This window comes from Streptomyces qinglanensis (assembly GCF_900111245.1).
In the GTDB taxonomy this organism is placed as follows: Bacteria; Actinomycetota; Actinomycetes; order Streptomycetales; family Streptomycetaceae; genus Streptomyces; species Streptomyces qinglanensis.
Genome location: NZ_FOGO01000010.1, coordinates 98643 through 119379, shown reverse-complemented (window position 1 = coordinate 119379; position 20737 = coordinate 98643). Strand labels below are relative to the sequence as shown.

Sequence of the window (20737 nt, the reverse complement as noted above, 5' to 3'; positions counted from 1 at the left end):
TGGGAACGGGGAAGCCTTGCTCAGTGAAAGTCTCTTTCGGCGTGCCGCCGAACGCTCCACCGGCGCCGCTCCGCTCGCGGCGGAGGCGCCGTCCGCCTCGTCCGCCCGGGACACCGCCCGGCTGCTGGACGAAGCGGAGCGGTTCGTCGGCCTCTTCCACAGCGAGGGCGAGGGGCAGGGCGGTTCGGCCGCCCGGCGGATGGCCGACATCCGCGCCGAGGTGGACGCCACCGGCACCTACACCCACACCCAGGCGGAACTCGCCTTCGGGGCGCGGGTGGCCTGGCGCAACAGCAATCGGTGCATCGGCAGGCTGTACTGGCGCAGCCTGCGGGTGCGCGACCGGCGCGCCACCCGGGACGCGGCGGACATCGCGGCCGAGTCGGTCAAGCATCTGACCGAGGCGGGCGGCGGCGGCCGGATCCGGCCCACCATCACCGTGTTCGCGCCGGACGGGCCCGACGCACCCGGACCCCGCTTCCACAACGAGCAGCTCATCCGGTACGCCGGATACCGGCAGCCGGACGGCACGGTCCTCGGCGACCCGATGAACACCGGTCTGACGGAACTGGCACTGCGGCACGGCTGGCCCGGGGGCCCCGGCACCCGGTTCGACGTGCTGCCGCTGGTCATCGAGACCCCGCGGGACGGGATCGAGGTGTTCGAACTCCCGCCGGAGGCCGTGCTGGAGGTCGAGCTGTCCCACCCGCGGTACCCCTGGTTCGCCGGGCTGGGGCTGCGCTGGCACGCGGTGCCCGTGATCTCCGCCATGGACCTGGAGATCGGCGGCATCCGCTACCCGGCGGCGCCCTTCAACGGCTGGTACATGGGAACCGAGATCGGGGCCCGCAACTTCGGGGACACCGACCGCTACGACATGCTGCCCGTCGTCGCGGCGAAGATGGCGCTGGACACCAGTTCCGACACCTCGCTGTGGCGGGACCGGGCGATGGTCGAGCTGAACGTCGCCGTCCTGCACTCCTTCGCCCGGGCCGGCGTCAAGATCACCGACCACCACACCGAGGCCAAGCGCTTCCTCACCCACGTCGAGCGCGAGGAGGAGGCGGGCCGGAGCTGCCCGGCGGACTGGTCGTGGATCGTGCCGCCGCTCTCCGGCTCGGCCACCCTCGTCTTCCACCGCTACTACGACGAGGGCGATCTGCGCCCCAACTACCTGCACCGGACCTGCCCCGTCACCCAGGAGCAGGCTCCGGCCTCCGGCGGCCGCGCCGACGGCCCGCAGCGGACACCCGGCCCGCACCCCGCTCCGCCCCCCGGCGCTGACCGGCAGAGGGCAGCCGGTCAGCCCCACCCAGGAGGGATCACCGGATGACGCGGGAGAACGCACCCGTCGACCCGATCGCGGTCGTCGGGGTGGGGTGCCGTGTGCCCGGAGCCGACGGCCCGACGCAGTTCTGGGACAACCTGGCGGCCGGAACCGACAGCGTGGCGCGCCCGTCGGCCCGCCGCCGCACCGCGCCCGTACCGGCCGGGCCCGGGCTGCCGGACGAGGGCGGCTTCCTGGACTCCGTCGACGAGTTCGACGCGGACTTCTTCGGGATCCCCGACCGCGAGGCGGCGGCCATGGACCCGCAGCAGCGTCTGGCGCTGGAGCTGGCCTGGGAGGCGATGGAGGACGCCGGTGTCGTACCCGGCGCACTGCGCCACCGGCCGGTCGGCGTGTTCGTCGGCTCGCTGTCCGACGACTACGCGCTGCTGGCCTCCCGGCACGGCTCGGCGGGGCTGTCCCACCACGCCATGACCGGCCTGCAGCGCGGCGTGATCGCCAACCGGATCTCGCACCACCTGGGGGTGCGCGGCCCCAGCCTGCTCGTGGACACCGGGCAGTCCTCCTCGCTGGTCTCGGTCCAACTGGCGTGTGCGAGCCTGCGCGCCGGGGAGTGCGAACTGGCGCTGGCCGGCGGGGTGAACCTGGCGCTGGCCCCGGACACCCAACTGGCGGCAGCCCGCCTGGGAGTGCTCTCTCCGCGCGGCCGCTGCCGGGTCTTCGACCGGGACGCCGACGGGTTCGTCCGCGGCGAGGGCGGCGCACTGGTCGTGCTCAAGCCGCTCGCCGCAGCGGTCGCCGACGGCGACCGGGTGTACTGCGTGATCCGCGCCGCCGCGGTCAACCACGACGGCGCGGGCGAGGAGATGGCCGCGCCCGACCCGCGGGCCCAGGGGGAACTGCTCAGGGCCGCCCACCGGGCCGCCGGGACGGACCCCGCGGACGTGCAGTACGTGGAACTGCACGGCACCGGGACACCGGCCGGTGACGCGGCCGAGGCGGACGCGCTCGGCGAGGTCTTCGCCGGCCGCTCCGCCACACCCCTGGCCGTGGGCTCGGTGAAGACCAACATCGGCCACCTGGAGGGCGCCGCCGGGATCGCGGGACTGGTCAAGACGGCGCTGGCGCTCCACCACCGGGAACTGCCCGCCAGCCTGCACTTCACCGCGCCCCCCGACCGGCTCCCGCTGGACGCGCACGGCCTGCGGGTGCAGACCACGACCGCGGACTGGCCCCGTCCCCAGGCGCCGTTGCTGGCGGGTGTCAGCGCGTTCGGCATGGGCGGCACCAACTGCCATGTCGTCCTCGCCGCGCACGACGGGGACGGACCCGGGCCCGCCGCGGACGCCGTGGACCCCGCGGAGCCGCTGCCCTTCCCGCTGTCCGCGCGGACGCCCGCGGCCCTCGCCGCCGCGGCCCGCGCACTGCGCGCCCACCTGACCGCCCGCCCCGGGCTGCGCCGGGTGGACGTGGCCGGCACACTCGCCACAGCCCGCACCGCGCACCCCTGCCGCGCGCTCGTCCTCGCCCACGACCGGGCGGCCCTGCTGGCGGGACTGGACGAACTGGCCGGTGCCGCCGACCCGGTCGGCGCCGCCGTCGGCGACGGCGCTCCCGCCGCCGCTTCGTCCGTCCAGGAGTGCGCCGACCGCTTCCTGGCCGGTGAACAGGCCGACTGGCACGCGGTGTTCGAGCAGTACGCGCCGGTCCGGGTGCCGCTGCCGGGCTATCCGTTCCAGCGCCGCCGCCACTGGCCCGCCGGGCTGGGCGCAACCGTGCCCGAAGCGGAGGACGCCCCGGCGGCGCGGCCCGCGCCGACGCGGGCCGCCGGAGCCGCGTCCGGCACCCAGGACCCGCCGCTGGCCGCGGTACTGGAGCTGGCCGCCGGAGTGCTGGGCGCGGCGGTCGCGCCCGACATCCCCTTCCGGGACCAGGGCTTCGACTCGATGATGGGCCTGGAGCTGCGCGATCTCGTCGAGGAGCGGATCGGCGCCGACCTGTCGGTCGCCCTGCTCTACGACCACCCCACCCCCGCCGCGCTGGCGGAGCATCTCGCCGGCCCGCCGGACCAGGATCCGGCCGCGGCCGCCCCGGCGACGACGGGGCCGACGAGCGGACCGGCGGCAGCGGCGGCCGACCCGGCCGCGCCCGAGGAGGCGGCCGACCCCGTGGTGGTCGTCGGCATGGGCTGCCGGTTCCCCGGCGGAGTGGAGAACCCCGAGGACCTGTGGCGGCTGCTGGCCGACCGCGTCGACGCGATCACCCCGCCGCCCGGCGAGCGCGGCTGGCAGCGGATGGACGTCACCGGACTGCGCCCCGGCGGATTCCTCACCGGCATCGACCGCTTCGACGCGGAGTTCTTCGGCATCTCCCCCCGGGAGGCGGCCGCGATGGACCCGCAGCAGCGGCTGTTCCTCGAAGTGGCCTGGGAGGCCGTCGAGCGCGCGGGCATCGTCCCCGGCACGCTGCGCGCCACCCGCACCGCGGTCTTCGCGGGCGCCACCGCCCAGGACTACGGCGCCCGGCTGCACGAACAGGCCGACGCGGCGGGCGGCTTCCTGCTCACCGGCGGCACCCCGAGCGTGCTGTCCGGACGGCTCGCCTACGTGCTCGGCCTCTCGGGCCCCGCGCTCACCGTCGACACCGCCTGCTCCTCGTCGCTGGCCGCGGTGCACCTGGCCTGCCGGTCGCTGCGCACCGGGGAGTCCACCCTCGCCCTCGCGGGCGGGGTCACCGTGATGCCGCTGCCGGGCATGTTCACCGAGTTCGCCCGGCAGGGCGGGCTGTCGGCCGACGGCCGCTGCCGGGCGTTCGCCGCCGCAGCGGACGGCACCGGCTGGGCCGAGGGCGCGGGCGCCGTGGTGCTGGAGCGGCTCTCCGACGCGCGCCGCAACGGGCACCCGGTGCTGGCGGTGGTCCGCGGTACGGCGCTGAACTCCGACGGCGCCAGCAACGGGCTCACCGCCCCCAGCGGACTGGCCCAGCGGCAGGTGATCGCCGCGGCGCTCGCCGACGCGGGAGTACTCCCGCACGAGGTGGACGCAGTCGAGGCGCACGGCACCGGTACCGCGCTCGGCGACCCCGTCGAGGCGACCGCGCTGCTGGCCGCCTACGGGACCGGCCGGCCCGCCGGCCGGCCGCTGCTGCTCGGCTCGGTCAAGTCCAACATCGGGCACACCCAGGCCGCCGCCGGACTGGCCGGGCTGATCAAGATGGTGCTGGCACTCCGGCACGGCGAACTCCCCGCCACCCTGCACGCCGAGGAACCCTCGCCGCACATCGACTGGGCGTCCGGCGGCCTGGAGCTGCTCACCCGGGCCGTGCCCTGGCCGTCCGCCGACCGGCCCCGGCGGGCCGGGATCTCCTCCTTCGGCATCAGCGGCACCAACGCGCACGTCGTCCTGGAGCAGCCGCCCGGCGCCGAGCCGTCCCCGCCCGACCCGCAGCAGCCGGGCACCCGCGGTCCGGTGGTGCTCGCGCTCTCCGGCCGCACCGAGCAGGCGCTGCGCGACCAGGCCGCCCGGCTGCACACCGAGCTGGCCGCCCGCACCGACTGGCGACCGGCCGATGTCGCCCACTCGCTGCTGACCACCCGCACCCGCTTCCGGCAGCGCGCCGCGGTCACCGGCACCGGACGGGACGCGCTGCTGCACGGCCTGACCGCCGTCGCCGGGGGCACCGCCGACCCCTCCGTCGTCCTGGGCACCGCCGCCGAGGACCACCGGCCCGTCCTCGTCTTCGGCGGCCAGGGCGCGCAGTGGACCGGAATGGGCCGCGAACTGCTCGACTGCGCACCGCACTTCGCGGCCTCGATCGCCCGGTGCGAGCAGGCCCTGGCCCCGCATGTGGACTGGAGCCTGACCGGAGTGCTGCGCGGCGACCCCGGACAACCCGGACTGGACCGGGTCGACGTGGTGCAGCCCGTGCTGTTCGCCACCATGGTCGCGCTCGCCGAACTGTGGCGGGCGCACGGAGTGGAACCGGCCGCCGTGGTCGGCAACAGCCAGGGCGAGATCGCCGCCGCGTGCACCGCCGGGGCGCTGAGCCTGGACGACGCCGCGCTGATCGTCGCCCGCCGCTCGCAGGCCCTGGTGGCACTGGCCGGGCGGGGCGCCATGGCCTCCGTCGCGCTGCCGACCGACCGGGTGCGCGCGCTGCTGTCGCCCTGGGGGGAGCGGGTGTCGGTCGCCGTGCGCAACGGCCCCGGCGCCACCACCGTCTCCGGGGAGCCCGACGCGGTCGCCGAGGTCGTGGAGCGCTGCGTCGCCGACGGTGTCCGCGCCAAGCTCGTCGCGGTCGACTACGCCTCGCACTCCGCGCAGGTGGCCGAGCTGGAGGAGCGGCTGCGCACCGACCTGGCCGACGTCCGCCCGACGGCACCCCGCATTCCGCTGATGTCCACCGTGGACGCCGCCTTCGTGCGGGACGCCGCACTCGACTCCGGCTACTGGTACCGCAACCTGCGCGAGACGGTCCGCTTCGACGAGGCCGTCGGCGCCCTCCTCGACGCCGGGCACCGCGCCTTCGTCGAGGTCAGCCCGCACCCGGTGGCGCTCTCCGGAATCGCCGAGTGCGCCGACGAAGCAGCCGCGGACGTCGCCCTCGTGGAGACGCTGACCCGCGACGAGGGCGGGCCGGAGCGGTTCCTGCGGTCACTGGCCAAGGCGGACGCGCACGGACTCCCGGTGGACTGGTCCGAGACCGTGCGGGGCACCGCCGTACCGCTGCCGACCTACCCCTTCCAGCGGGAGTCGCACTGGCTCCCGGTCCCGGCGGGCGCCGGTGACCTGTCGGCGGCCGGACTGGAGTCCGCAGCGCACCCCCTGCTGGGGGCCGCCGTCGAACTCGCCGACAGCGGCACCCTCGTGCTGACCGGGACCCTCTCGGTCGAGGAGGCGCCCTGGCTGGCCGACCACGCGGTGCTCGACACCGTGGTGCTGCCCGGTACCGGCTGCCTGGAACTGGTGCTGTGCGCAGCCCGCCGGGCCGGCTGCCCGGCGGTCACCGAACTGATCCTGGACCAGCCGGTCGTGCTGCCCGCCGAAGGCGCGCTGACCACCCAGCTCGTGGTGGCGGAGCCGGACGCGGAGGGCCGCCGCGCGGTCACCGTGCACACCCGCGCCGACGCCGAGGGCGCGCAGTGGATCCGGCACGCCACCGCGGTCGCCGCACCGGACACCGCGGAAACCCCGGACGCGGCAGCTCCGTTCACCGCGTGGCCGCCGCCGGAGGCGACCCCGGTGCCGGTGGCCGGGCACTACGCGCGGCTCCGGTCGCTCGGCCTGGACTACGGCCCCGTCTTCCGCGGCCTGCGCTCGGCCTGGTCCCGGGGCGGGGACCTGTGGCTGGAGGTCGCCCTGCCGGAGAGCCCGCAGGGCGCACCGCGCGGGTTCGGTGTGCACCCGGCGCTGCTGGACGCGGCGCTGCACGGGATCTGGCTGCGCGACGGCGACGAGGGAACCTGCCGGCTGCCCTTCTCCTGGACCGGGGTGCGGCTGTCCACGACCGCCGCGACCACCCTGCGAGTACGGCTCGCCTCGGCGGGCGAGGACGGCGCCGTCTCGCTGGCCGCCTGGGACGAGCACGGGGCCCCGGTGCTCACCGTCGAGGCCCTCGCGCTGCGCCCGGTCTCCCCGGAACTGCTCGCCGCGGACGCCGGGCTGTACTCCCCGGACTGGATGCGGGCCGCCGAGCCGGACACCGCACCCGCCGCCGGCGCGGGGGAGGAGGCCCCCGTCGTCCTGGGCGCCGAACTGCCCGCCGAGGCGCCCGCCGTGGCCGTCCTGACCTGCCCGGCCGGGCAGGACCCCGCGGCCGCGGCCGCCCGCGTACTGGAGCGGGTGCGCGCCTGGACGGGCGACGAGCGGTTCGCGGCGTCCCGGCTCGCGGTGGTGACCACCGGCGGCGACGGCGAGCTGTCCGACCCCGGCCACGCCGCCGTGTGGGGACTGATGCGGTCGGCGCAGACCGAACACCCGGGCCGCTTCCTGCTGCTGGACACCCCCGAAGCCGCACCCGACCCGGCACGGGTCGCCGCCGCGCTGGCCACCGGTGAGACGCAACTGCGCGACCGCGAGGGCCGGTTCGAGACCCCGGTGCTGCGCCGCAGCACCGCGCAGCAGCAGCCGGCCCCGGCCCCGACGCTCGGCGGCACCGCGCTGATCACCGGCGGGACCGGCGGGCTCGGCGCGCTCGTCGCCCGCGAACTGGTCACCGCGCACGGTGTGCGCCGGCTCCTGCTGCTCAGCAGGCGCGGCCCGCACGCACCCGGTGCGACCGGACTCGTCGCCGAACTGGCATCGCTGGGTGCCGACGCCGAGGCGGTGGCCTGCGACGCCGCGGACCGCGAAGCCCTGGCCCGGGTCCTGGAGACCGTTCCGGACGCGTACCCGCTCACCACCGTGGTGCACGCCGCGGGTGTGCTGGAGGACGGTCTGGTGTCCGCCATGGACGCCGACGCACTCCACCGCGTGATGCGGCCCAAGGCGGCGGCAGCGCAGGCCCTGCACGAGCTGACGGCGCAGCTCCCCTCGGTCACCGCGTTCGTGCTGTTCTCCTCGGTCGCGGGGCTGCTGGGCACCGCCGGGCAGGCCAACTACGCGGCGGCCAACGGCGCGCTCGACGCGCTGGCCAGGACCCGGCACGCCGCCGGGCTGCCCGCGACGTCGATCGCCTGGGGACTGTGGTCCCGGCGCAGCGGCATGACCGGTCAGTTGGACGACACCGCCGTACGGCGGCTGGCGGCCGCGGGCATCGGAGAGCTGGAGACCGACGCCGGACTGCGGCTGTTCGACGCCGCGCTGCGGGGGTCGGCGCCGCTGGTGGTCGCCGCCCGGCTGCACGGCTCGGGCGCGTCCGGCATGCTGCGCGGGATCGCGCCCGCGCGGCCGCGCCCGGCGGCACGCCGGGAACCGGTCCGCTCGGTGACCGAGGAACTGGCCGAACTGCCCGCGGCACAGCGGCGCTCCCGGATGGTGGCGCTCGTCGGCGCGCACACCGCGGCGGCGCTCGGGCACGGCGCCTCGCACACCGTCGACCCGGACACCTCGTTCAAGGCGCTCGGCTGCGACTCCCTCATCGCCGTCGAGGTGCGCAACCGGCTCGCCGCGGCGACCGGGCTGCGGCTGCCCGCCACGGTCGTCTTCAGCCACCCCACCCCCGCGCAGCTCGCCGGATGGCTGCTCGGCCAGTTGGCGCCACCCGCGGACGACGCACAGCCCGCACGGCCGCCGGAGGACGCGCAGCGCCCCGCGCACGCACCGGCCGCCGCACCGGACGGCACCGCCGCGCCCGGCCCGACGCCCGCGCCCGCCGCCGCGGACGAGCCACCGCGCAGCGAGGCCGAGGAGATCACCCACATCCTGACCGACGCCGACGTCGGCGAACTCTTCGCACTGATCGACGCCGACCCCGACCCCGGACCCGGCGAACCCGCTGCTCTCGACGACTCCGGCGCCCTCGACGGCGCGGTCTCCACCGGAAGGAGCCCCGATGGCCGATGAGCAGGAACTCGTCGCCTACCTGCGCCGGGCGACGGCCAAGCTCCAGCAGGCCAGGCAGCGGCTGCACGCGGTCACGGAGGCGGCGCACGAGCCCGTCGCGATCGTCTCCATGGGCTGCCGCTACCCCGGCGGGGTGCGCGGCCCCGAGGACCTGTGGCGGCTGGTGACCGAGGAGAGCGACGCCGTCGGCCCGCTGCCCGGCGACCGCGGTTGGGATCTGGACACGCTGGTCGACCCCGAGCCCGGAGTGCCCGGCCGGACCTACGCGTCGGCGGGCGGCTTCCTCGACGACCCCTACCGGTTCGACCCGGTGTTCTTCGGCATCAGCCCGCGCGAGGCGGCGGCCATGGACCCGCAGCAGCGGCTGCTGCTGGAAGTCTCCTGGGAGGTCCTGGAACGCGCGGCCGTCGACCCGGACTCGCTGCGCTCCAGCGCCACGGCCGTGTTCGTCGGCGCCATGGGCGGCGAGTACGGGCCGCGGCTGAGCGACGCGGACGGCGACGCCGCCGGATACCTGCTCACCGGCACCTCGCTCAGCATCGCCTCCGGACGGCTGGCGTTCCGGTACGGGCTGCACGGCCCGGCCGTCACCGTGGACACGGCCTGCTCCTCGTCACTGGTCGCCGTGCACCAGGCGGTGCGCGCGCTGCGGCTGGGCGAGTGCGACCTGGCCCTGGCCGGTGGCGCCACGGTGCTGACCTCGCCGGGCGTGTTCGTCGAGTTCGCCCAGCAGCGCGGCCTGTCCCGGGACGGGCGGTGCAAGTCCTACGCGGCGGCGGCCGACGGCACCGGCTGGGCCGAGGGTGCCGGTCTGCTGCTGCTGGAACGGCTCTCCGACGCCCGGCGGAACGGCCATCCGGTGCTGGCCGTGGTGCGCGGCGGCGCCGTCAACTCCGACGGCGCCAGCAACGGGCTCACCGCACCGAGCGGACCCGCGCAGCAGCGCCTGATCGCCGACGCGCTCGCCGACGCACGGCTGGGCCCCGGCGACGTCGAACTGGTCGAAGGGCACGGCACCGGCACCACCCTCGGCGATCCGATCGAAGTGGAGGCGCTGCGCGCCGGATACGCGGACCGCCGCGCCGACCGGCCGCTGTGGCTGGGCTCCCTGAAGTCCAACATCGGCCACGCCCAGGCGGCGGCGGGCGTCGGCGGCGTGATCAAGACGGTGATGGCGCTGCGGCACGGAGTGCTGCCGCGCACCCTGCACGTCGACCGGCCCACGCCGGAGGTGGACTGGGCGGACGGCCCGGTGCGGCTGCTGACCGAGGCGCGGCCGTGGCCGGAGACCGGCGGGCCCCGCCGGGCCGCGGTCTCGGCCTTCGGCATCAGCGGCACCAACGCCCATCTGATCCTGGAGCAGGCCGACGAGCAGCAGGCCGAGCACGACGACCCCGATTGGCACCCCGACGCGCCGGCGCGGGCGGCCGGACCGGTGCCGGTCGTGCTGTCCGCCGCGACCCCCTCCGCGCTGCGGCGCACCGCCGCGGACCTCGCCGCGCACCTGCGCGGCCACCCGGAGACCGGCCTGGCCGACACGGCCCGCACCCTGGCCTGCGGCCGGGCCGCGCACCGCTACCGGCGCGCCGTCCTGGCCGCGGACCGCGAGGACCTGCTGCGGCAACTGTCCGCACCGCAGGAACCGGGCACCGCGGCACCGGTGGTGTTCGCCTTCGACGCCCGCGTACCGGACCCCGAGGCGCGGCTGGCGGAACTGCTGGCGTCCGAGCCCGCCGCCGGGGCGTTCGCCGCCGAGTGCGGCGCCGATGCGCCCGCCGCCTTCACGCTGCTGCACACCCTGGCCCGGCTGCGGCTGAGCTGGGGCCTGCTGCCCGAGGCCGGATACGCGTGCCCCGCCTCGACCGGCCTCGCCCTCGCCGCCGGCGGAGGATGCGACCTGGAGACGGCGCGCCGGGTGTGGGACGAGCCCGCCGCCGCCGAAGGTCTCACCGGTGCGTCCTTCCCCGTCCGTCCGCTGGCCGAACTGCCGCCGGACGCGGTCGCGCTGGCCGGTGAGCCGCCGCTGGAGTCGCTGTGCCGGGCCTGGGAGGCCGGAGCCGCCCCGGACTGGACCGCCGTCTTCGCCCAGCGGCCGGGACGCGGCGTCGTCCTGCCGACATACCCGTTCGAGACCGCGCCCTACCGGCTCGACGCCGACGGCGCCGCCGGGCCGGCACGCCGCCGGGACGCCGGGGAGCCGGGCACGGTTGCCGCGCAGACCCGCGAGATCGCCGTCACCGGTACCGAGCCGTTCCTCGCCGACCACGTGGTCCGGGGCGTGCCGACCCTGTCGGCCGCCGCGGGCAGCCTGCTGGGCCTCGCCGCCCTCCGGGAGCTCGACCCGGACGTCACCGGACTGCACCGGGTCCGGTTCGACCACCCGTGCGAGGTGCCGGGGCCGCGGACGCTGACGGTGACCGCGCGGGCGGCCGACGGCGGCCGGTTCGCGCTCGGCGCCGACGGCGTCACCTGCAGCGCGGGCAGCGCGCTCACCGCACCCGCACCCGCACCCGCCGAGCCGGCACGCGCCGACGGCGGGACCGTCCTCGACCACGACCGCTGCTACGCGCTGCTGGGCGCGGGCGGGCTGGAATACGGCACCGGGCTGCGCGGCCTGCGCACGGTCACCGTCGGGGACGGGGCCGCTGTCGCCGACCTCGCGCCTCCGGCGGGCGCCTCCCGGTTCGACCGCGAGGCGGCCGTGCTGGACCTGGCGATCCAGGCCGCGGCCGTGTCCGTCCTGCACACGGCCGAGCCGGGCACCCTGCTGCTGCCCGTCGCCGTGGACACCCTCGTGGTCGAGGCCCCGGTCGCCGCGGCCCGCACCGTGGCCCTGCGCACCACGGCGGGCGAGGGACTGGTCCGGGCCGACATCCAGGTGCTCGACCGGCACGGGTCGGCCGTGGCCCGGCTGGAAGGCGTCGCGCTCCGGACCGCCGCGCACCGCGGCGCCGCCCTGGTCGCCCGGCACTGGGAGACCGGCCCGGCCGTGCCGCAGCCCGGACAACTGAGCGGCACCTGCCTGCTGTTCGGCGGATCCGCGGCCGCCGGGGACACCGCGGCCCTGCGGACGCCGGGCACGCAGGTGGTCACGGTCACCGAGGGGGCCGCCTTCCGGCGGGTGGACCGGCTGCGCTACGAGATCGCACCCGGCCGCGAGGAGCACTGCACCCGGCTGCTGGCCGCCCTCGCGGACGACGGACTCACCCCCGACCGGGTCCTGCACACCTGGGCGCGGGGCGCGGACCCGGACACGGTCCGGGACGGCGACCTGGACCGCGGCGTCCGCTCGCTGCTGCACCTGTGCCGGGCCCTGCTCGCCACCGCGCCGGCCGGCCCGGTCCGGATCGTGGTGGCGCACGACGGCGCCCCGTCCGCTCTCGGCCTCGACGGACTCGCCCGCACCGCGGCCGCCGAGGACCCCCGGCTGCGGATCAGCCTGGTCGAGGGGCCGGACGCGGTGCTGCCCGCGGAGTTCGCCGCGAGCGACCCGGTGGTGCGCCACCGGGACGGAGTGCGGCAGGTGCGCCGCCACCGGCGGGCCGCGGCGGACGGCACCCCGTGGGCGCCGCGGGACGGCGGGGTGTATCTGATCACCGGCGGCGCGGGCGGCGTCGGACTGCGCATCGCCGCGAGCCTCGCCGAACGGGCCCGCGTGCACCTGGTGCTGACGGGCCGCTCGGCCGAGCCGCGTGCGGAGGCCCGCGCCGCGCTCGACGCGCTGGCGGACAGTGCCCTGTCGGTGACCTACCGGGCCGCCGACGTCACCGACCCCTCGCGGATGGCGGACCTGGTCGCGCAGGTGCGGGCGGAGCACGGCGGGATCACCGGCGTGGTGCACGCCGCCGGAGTGCTGCGCGACGCGCTGCTGGCCGACACCACCGACGCGCACCTCGACGCCGTGCTGGCCCCCAAACTGCGCGGAGCCGAGGCCCTGCACGCCGCGACGCTGGACGAACCGCTGGAGTTCTTCGCGCTGTTCACCTCGGTCGCCGGAGTCGTCGGCAACCCCGGCCAGGTCGGCTACGCCTACGCCAACGCGGTGCTGGACGCGGTGGCCGAGCGGCGTGCCGCCACCGGCGCACCCGGCCGCACCGTGGCGCTGGCCTGGCCGCGCTGGCGGGACGCCGGGATGCGGCAGGGGGAGCGGTCCGCCGCGCACCTGCTGGCGCGCTACGGCCTCGGCGACCTGTCCGGCCGGGAGGCGGCGGCGGCGTTCGACGCCGCGCTCGACGGCGCTCCGGGCGCGCTGCTGGTCGTACCGGGCGACCCGGCGGCCACCCTCACCGCGCTCGACGCCGTCCGGGTCGAGCCGCCGTCCGCGACCGGGCAGCACGAGCCGGGCGGCGACCCCGCGGCGGGTGCGCACCCCGCGGACCCCGTCGGCGCGTCCGCCGAGGGGGCCGGCGGTGCGGGGCGGCACGCAACGGACCTGGACCCGGCGGAGTCGGCGCGGCTGCTGCTGCGCGCCCTGGTCGCCGAGCAGACCCGGCTGGCGCCCGACCAGGTCGAGGACACCGTGCCGCTCGAACGCTACGGACTGGACTCGCTGATGGTCACCCAGCTCTCCGCCGAGCTGGAGATCCGACTGGCCACCGGGTTCGACAAGACCCTCTTCTACGCGCACCCCACCCTCGCCGAACTCGCCGACCACCTGGCCGTCGCGTACCCGGACGCGCTCAGCCGCCTCCGGCCGGAGACGCCCGAGCCGTCCGCTGCGGCCGAGCCGACTGCGCCGTCGGTGCCGACTGCGCCGCCCGCGACGGACACCGGGGACCGGTCCCCGGCGACGACCGCACCGCGCCCCGCGCACGCCGGGGCCTTCCCCGTCGCGGTCATCGGGCTCAGCGGACGCTACCCGGGGGCCGAGGACCTGGACGCCTTCTGGGACAACCTGGTGGCGGGCCGCGACGCCGTCACCGAGATCCCCTCCAAGCGCTGGGACCCGGACCGCGACTTCCACCCCGAGCGGGGCACCCCCGGGGCCAGCTACTCGCGGTGGGGCGCCTTCCTCGACGGCGCCGACCTGTTCGACCCGCTGTTCTTCGACATCTCCCCGCGCGAGGCCGCGCTGATGGACCCGCAGGAGCGGCTGTTCCTGCAGACCGCCTGGCACACCGTGGAGGAGGCCGGATACCGGGTGGCCGACCTCGCCCGCCGTCCGGTCGGGGTCTTCGCCGGTGTGATGCACAGCCATTACCAGCTCCACGGCGTCGACGCGATGCGCGCGGGCAAGCCCGTACCGGGCTCCTCGCACGCGAGCATCGCCAACCGGGTCTCGTACACGCTCGACCTGCGCGGCCCCAGTGTCGGGGTCGACACGATGTGCTCCTCGTCGCTGACCGCGCTCCACCTGGCCTGTGCGTCGCTGTGTTCCGGGGAGTCGGAGCTCGCGCTGGCCGGCGGGGTCAACCTGTCGCCGCACCCGTACAAGTACGTCTTCCTCAGCCAGGGCAGGTTCCTGTCCACCGACGGCAGATGCCGCGCCTTCGGGGCGGGCGGCGACGGCTACGTGCCCGGCGAAGGCGTCGGAGCGGTGCTGCTCAAGCCGCTGGACCGGGCCCTCGCCGACGGCGACCACATACACGGGGTGATCACCGGGCACGCGGCGGCACATGGCGGCCGCACCAACGGCTACACCGTGCCCAGCCCGGAAGCCCAGTACCGGGTCGTGGCCGCGGCGCTGGAGTCCGCCGGCGTCGACCCCGCCACCGTCTCCTACGTGGAGGCCCACGGCACCGGTACCGGACTCGGCGACCCGATCGAGATCTCCGGCCTGGCAAAGGGCTACGCGGGGGCGGAACGCATCGCCGTCGGATCGGTCAAGTCGGGTATCGGGCACCTGGAGTCCGCCGCCGGGATCGCGGGGCTGACCAAGGTGCTGCTCCAGATGCGGCACCGCAGGCTGGTGCCCTCGCTGCACGCCGATCCCCCCAACCCGGACATCGACCTCTCCCGCACCCCGTTCGCGGTCCAGCGCGCGGCCGCCGAGTGGCCCGCGGCGCAGGACGGACCGCGCCGGGCCGGGCTCAGCAGCTTCGGCGCGGGCGGCGTCAACTGCCATCTCGTCGTCGAGGAAGCGGACCCGGTACCCGCCGCCGCGGAGCCGGCCGGGCGGCAGCGGCGGGAGCCCCTGCTGTTCGTGCTCTCGGCCCGCGAGGACGACCGGCTGCGCGCCTACGCCGCCCGGCTGGCCGCGTTCCTGCGCACCGCCCGCACCGAACTGGCGGACATCGCCCACACCCTGCGGGTCGGCCGGGAGCCGATGGAGCACCGGCTCGCCGTCGTGACCGGCAGCGGCGCCGAACTGGTGTGCGCGCTGGAGGCGTTCGCCGCGGGCCGCGACGATGCGGACGGAGTGCTGACCGGCCGTGCCCCGCGCGCCGGGACCCCGCGCACCGGCGCCGCTCCGGCCCCGGCACCCGGGCAGGGCCAGGGCACCGGATCCGCCGCTGAGCTGTCCGCGCAGGCCCGCGCATGGGTCGGCGGCGCCGGACTGCCCGAACCGCACCCCGGCGGACGCCGGGTGTCGCTGCCGCAGTACCCGTTCGCCGAGGAGCGCTACTGGGTCGACCTGCCGCAGCACGCCGACGCACCGGCCGCAGCGCACGCCACCGAGCACGTCGTGCGCGCCGGTGACCCGCTGCTGCGCGACCACCTCATCCGCGGCGTGCGGCTGCTGCCCGGCAGCGCCTGCCTGGAACTGGTGCGTGCCGCGGCCGAGGCGCAACGGAGCGGCCCGGTGCGCGGGCTGTCCTCGGTCACCTGGGGCAGCCCGATCACCGCGGACGGCGGCGAGCACCGGATCCGGGTGGTCCTCGGAGCCGGGGCCGGGGCCGGGGCCGAGACCGGAGCCGGGGCCGGGGCCGAGGCCGGAGCCGGGGCCGAGGAGCGGACGGCGTTCGAGGTCGTCGGCGAGGACGGCAGCGTGCACGTACGCGGCACCGTCGACTTCGGCCCGCCCGAGTCCGCCCCCGCGCCGCTCGACCTCGCGGCGGTCCGCAGCCGCTGCGCCGAGCGCCGCACCGGTGCCGAGGTGCACGCCTGGTACCGCGGCGCCGGGTTCGGCTACGGGCCCGCGTTCGACGTGGTCGAGGAGGTGCGCAGCGGGCCGCACGAGGCGCTGCTGCGGCTCGTGGCACCGGCGGGCGGTGCGCCCGGCGGTGCGGGGCTGCTGGACCCGGCCCGGCTCGACGGGGCGCTGCGGGTGTGCCACTGGGTCGGTGGTCCGCCCGAGGGCGAGCCCGCCGTCCCGTTCAGCACGGGCGCCGTGCGCTTCCGCGGCCCGCTGCCGGAGGTCTGCTGGGCGCACGCGGTCGTGCGGCCTGGTACGGATCCGGCGCAGTCGCGCTACGACGTGACGGTCACCGACGCGGACGGCCACGAGGTGCTGCGCGTGGCGGACTTCGCCCTGCGCACCCTGAACCGGCCGGTCGCGCTGCCGGTGACCGGACCGGACCGCACAGGACCGGACCGCACAGGCCCGGACCGCACCGGGCCGGATCGCACCGGGCCGGACCCGACACGACCCGCCGTCCGGGAACCCGCCCTCCAGGAGCGCGACGTCCAGGAATCCGACGGGACGGAACCGGCCCCCACGGTGAGCGGCCCGCCGGAGGCCGCCGACCGTCCGCGGCCGGAGACCGCCTGGTACCGGCCGGTGTGGCGGCCCGCCGACCCGGCGGCGCCCGTGGATCCCGCACCGGTCCTGCTGCTGTGCACCGCCGACCCCGACCGCACCGTCGACGGGCCGTGGCCGCGGGTGGTGCGGGTCGCCGAGCCCGCGGACCTGGCGGCGGCCGTGCACCGCACCGAGGGCGCTCTGGACGTGCTGCTGGCCTGGGGGCTGGAGGACGGCTCCGGCCCCGAGCACGGGGCGCTCGCCGCACTCGGACTGGCCCGGGCCGGCGCCGGGCGGCAGGTGCGCTGCCTGGCCGTGGCCCCGGAGGACGGCCGGCCCGCACAGGAGGCCGTCGCCGGGTTCGCCCGGTCCAGCGGCCGGCACTTCCCCGCCTTCCGGCTGGCCACTCTGCGGGTCGGCCCGGGTGTCGACGCGGTCCGGGCCGCCGCCGAGGAGTTCGGCGCACCGCACGGCGCCGAACTGCTCCGCCGGACGGACGGCCGGTTCGTGCGGTCCGTCGAGCGGCTGGCCGGGCTGCCCGCGGTCCGGTCCGCACCGCTGCGGCCGGGCGGCACCTATCTGATCACCGGTGCCACCGGGGCGCTCGGCCGCTGGCTGGCCGGCGAACTCGCCCGGCGGTACGCGGCGCGGCTGGTGCTGGTCTCGCGCGGCGCCGAACGGCACCCCGAACTGGCCCGCCGGGTGGCCGAACTGGGCGGTGCGGCGGCGTTGGTCTCCGCCGACGTGGGCGATCCGGCGGGAGCGCGGCACGCAGTGGCCGAGGCCACGGCCCGGTTCGGCCCGCCGGACGGTGTCTTCCACCTCGCCGGGGTCTCCGACGACACGCCGCCCACCGAGGTGGACCCCGCGCACTTCGCCGCCGGGATGGCGGCCAAGGCCGAGGGCACCGCGCAGCTCGCGGCCGCGACCGCGGACCTGCCGTCCGCGCTGTTCGTCGTCTTCTCCTCGCTGGCCTCGCTGCTGGGCGACTTCGGCGGCGCCGGATACGGCACCGCCAACCGGTTCGCGGACGCCTGCGCCCTGCGCCGCGCCGGGGCGCTCACGCTGGCCTGGCCGCTGTGGACGGTCGGCGGACTCGACGACCGGCTGGACGAGGCGCAGTGGGCGGCCTACCGGGCGCTGGGCTTCGTCCCGTTCGACCCGGACACCGGCTGGGCGGCGCTGGAGCAGGCGCTGGCCGCCGACGAGCCGTGGTTGATACCCGCCGTGGGCGACCAGGACCGGATCGCGCGGACCCTGCACGCGCCCGGCACCGCGGCCCTGCCGCCCGCCGTGCCCGCGGCAGCCGGGCCCGCGCCGGACACCGGGCGCGCGGCCGACGGTGCCGAACTGCGCGCTGTCGCGGTCGAGATGCTGCGCACCCGGCTGTCGACGGTCCTGAAGGTACCGGCGGCGCGGATCACCGAGACCGAGACCCTGGACCGGTTCGGCATCGACTCCGTGATGATCATGGAGCTGAACGCGGCCCTGGCCGACTCGCTGGCGGACCTGCCGCAGACGCTGTTCTTCGAGCACCGCACCCTCGGGGCACTCGCCGACCACCTCGCCGCACACCACTCCGAGGAGCTGCGGCGGCTGCTGCCGGCGCCGAGCCCGGCGGCGGCACCGGGCCCGGCACCGGCACCGGCGGCGGATCCCACGGCGCCGGCCCCGGCCGCATCCGGCGCCCCGTCCGCACCCGGCACTCCGTCCGCACCCGGCACTCCGGCCCCGACGGCCGGTGCCGCGCCCGCGATGCCGCGCCCGTCCGCGCGTACCGCCGACGCGGAGGACATCGCGATCATCGGCATCAGCGGGCGCTACCCCGGGGCCGACGACCTCGACGCGTTCTGGTCCCGGCTGCGGGCGGGAACCGACGAGATCACCGAGATCCCCGGCGACCGCTGGGACGCCTGGGCCCACCACGATCCCGAAGGCCGCGCGCCGGACTCGGTCACCGGCCGCTGGGGCGGCTTCCTGTCCACCGTCGACACCTTCGACTCGCGGTTCTTCCGGATGTCCCCGCCGCAGGCCCGCGCGATGGACCCGCAGGAGCGGCTGTTCCTGGAGACCGCCTGGGCGGCGCTGGAGGACGCCGGATACCCGCCGAGCAGGCTGCCCGCGGCCCACCACGCCGACTCCGGCCTGGACGTGGGCGTGTTCGCCGGGGTGATGTGGGGCGACTACGCCACCCTGGCCGCCGAGGAGTCCTTCCGCGGCAACCCCGTCTCCGTGCCCGCCAACCGCGCCTCCGTCGCCAACCAGGTCTCCTACTTCGGCGACTTCCGCGGCCCCAGCCTGACCGTCGACACGGCCTGCTCCTCCTCGCTGGTCGCCGTCCATCTGGCGGCGGAGAGCCTGCGCCGCGGCGAGTGCGCCTATGCGCTGGCGGGCGGGGTCAACGTACTGGCACACCCGCTGAAGTACGTGAACCTCAGCCGGATGAACATGCTGGCCGCCGACGGACGGTGCCGCTCCTTCGGCGCGGGCGGTACCGGATACGTGCCCGGCGAGGGCGTGGGCGCCGTGCTGCTCAAGCCGCTCGCGGCGGCGCGCGCCGACGGCGACCGCATCCACGCGGTCATCCGCGGCGACGCGGTCAACCACGGCGGCCGCACCAACGGCTACACCGTGCCAAACCCGGCCGCCCAGCAGGCGCTGATCGAGCGGGCCTGGCACGCGGCGGGACTGGACCCGGCCGACGTCGGCTACGTCGAGGCGCACGGCACCGGCACCGCACTCGGCGACCCGATCGAGCACGCGGCGCTGGAGCGCGCCGTCGCCGGGCGCGGTCTGGCTCCCGGGAGCCGCGCGCTGGGCTCGGTCAAGTCCAACGTCGGCCACCTGGAGGGCGCGGCGGGCATCGCGGCGCTCACCAAGGTGGTGCTGCAACTGCGGCACCGGGCCCTGGTGCCCTCGCTGCACTCGGCCGCCACCAACCCGAACATCGACTTCACCCGCTCGGTGTTCGCCGTGCAGCAGGAGCCGGCGGCCTGGCCGCGGACCGCGCCGGGCCGGCCGCGGCGCGCGGGCATCAGCTCCTTCGGCGCGGGCGGCACCAACGCACACCTGGTCGTCGAGGAGTACCGCGACGACCGGGTGCCGCCCGCGCCCCGCGACCACCCCGAGGTGCTGGTGCTCTCCGCGCTCACCGAGGACCGGCTGCGCGTCTACGCCGGGCGGCTGGCAGCCGCGCTGTCCGCCGACACCCCGCCCCCGCTCGCGGACGTGGCCCACACCCTGACCGCCGGCCGGACGGCGATGCGCCACCGGCTGGCGCTGACCGCCCGGGACGCCGCACGGGCCGCGGCGCTGCTGCGTGCCTTTGCCGCGGGGGAGCGGCCCGAGGGCGTCTTCACCGGCGACGCGGACGCGCCGCACGCGCTCGGGGACGTGCTGGCCGGTACCGAGGCCGGTGCGGAGTTCGTCCGGGGGCTGCTGCGCGAGGGGCACACCGAGCGGTTGGCGCGGCTGTGGGCCTCCGGCGCCGACCTGGACTGGTCGGCGCTGCCCACCGGTCCGGTGCCGCCGCGCATCGTGTCGCTGCCGACCTACCCCTTCGAGCCCGAGCGCCACTGGCTGACCACCACCGCGTCCGGTGCCGCCGCGTCCGGTGCCGCCGCGTCCGGTGCCGCCGCGCCCAGTGCCATCCCGTCCGGCGCCGCCGCCGAGATGCCGCCGCTGGTGGTACCGCCCACCGAACCGGTCGTCGCCGAGCACGAGGTGGCGGGGGAGCGGGTGCTGCCGGGCGCAGCGCATCTCGCCCTGGCCGCACAGGCTCTCGCACCGGGCCGGACCGCGTTCGCGGTGAGCGCGGTGCGCTGGCAGGCACCCGTGGTGGTCGGCGACCGGGCCGCGCGGCTGGAGCTGTCGACCGCGCCCGCGGACGACGGGATCGCCTACGAACTGCGCGAAGGGGACGGCGTCCGCTCCCGCGGCGTGCTGCACCCCGAGCCGTCCCCCGAGCCGGCCCGGGTCGACCGCGCGGCGCTGTCGGCCCGGTGCGGCACCGAGGTGGACCCGGCGGGGATGTACGCGCGGCTGCGCCGGGACGGGCTGCGCTACGGGCCGTTCTTCCGGCTCGCCGCGTCCGTGCGCACCGGCGACGGCGAAGTGCTGGCCCACCTGCGTGCCGAGGCGCCGACCCCGCCCGGGTACGCCGTGCACCCCGGGCTCCTGGACGCGGCGCTGCACGTACTGGCCGCGGTGGTGGCCTCCGAGGACGCGCCGCCGATGCCGTTCGCCGCCGACCGGGTGACCGTCCACCGGCCGCTGCCGCACTCCTGCCACGTGCACGGAGCCGTACGCGACGGGAGGTGCGACGTC

The 20737-nt window shown here is 77.2% G+C and carries 3 protein-coding genes (1 of these 3 running past the window's edge); all 3 read left to right on the top strand.

Annotated elements, in window-relative coordinates:
* The first annotated feature begins 16 nt into the window (after positions 1-16).
* Tightly spaced (each overlapping or abutting the next), the 3 genes in view from BMX65_RS20930 to BMX65_RS32210 form a layout consistent with a single transcriptional unit that may run on beyond the window.
* The gene (locus BMX65_RS20930; protein WP_075001891.1) at positions 17-1333 is read left to right on the top strand and encodes a nitric oxide synthase oxygenase; all 1317 of its coding nucleotides are present in this window, start codon (positions 17-19) and stop codon (positions 1331-1333) included.
* Complete coding sequence (locus BMX65_RS20925) at positions 1330-8790, top strand: type I polyketide synthase (protein WP_075001890.1); 7461 nt, start codon at positions 1330-1332, stop codon at positions 8788-8790. Before BMX65_RS20930 ends, BMX65_RS20925 begins: the two co-directional genes overlap by 4 nt.
* Positions 8723-20737, top strand: the 5' portion of a protein-coding gene (locus tag BMX65_RS32210; RefSeq protein WP_425315514.1) for an SDR family NAD(P)-dependent oxidoreductase. It continues 3381 nt past the right edge of the window; 12015 of the gene's 15396 nt are visible here — the first part of the coding sequence; the start codon lies at positions 8723-8725; its stop codon lies off the right edge, out of view. Before BMX65_RS20925 ends, BMX65_RS32210 begins: the two co-directional genes overlap by 68 nt.